Origin of the sequence: Massilia mucilaginosa (genome assembly GCF_011682145.1) — a bacterium.
Lineage (GTDB): Bacteria > Pseudomonadota > Gammaproteobacteria > Burkholderiales > Burkholderiaceae_D > Telluria_A > Telluria_A mucilaginosa.
The window spans coordinates 1-279 of sequence record NZ_WHJH01000376.1 but is presented as its reverse complement, the minus strand read 5'-3'; the positions used below and the strand labels follow the sequence as shown (position 1 = coordinate 279).

Genomic DNA, 279 nt, shown 5'->3' with positions numbered 1-279 from the left:
CGGCAGCACCGCCTTCGACAAGCCGCCGGACGCCTTGACCAGTCCTCCCAGGCCGCCCGCCAGCCCGGCCAGCGCGAAGGCCCAGTCGACCGCGGTGCGCAGCCCGGGCGGCACTTCGTCGGCCACTTCCTTGTAACGCACGGTGCCGCCGCCGATAAAGACATTGTTCGAGCCGCCGTCGATCTTGGCGCCGCAGACAATGGCGTCGGTCTTGCGCGCCGCCGGCAGGCCGTTGATGAAGACGTTACCAGAGCCGTCGGCCACCACCGGCGCGGGCGG

General features: G+C 71.3%; 1 protein-coding gene. It reads right to left on the bottom strand.

What is annotated here, in order from left to right; all coding sequences use genetic code 11:
• A partial coding sequence (locus F2P45_RS35240; RefSeq protein WP_187367274.1) for a PAAR domain-containing protein occupies positions 1-279 on the bottom strand: 279 nt, incomplete at both ends.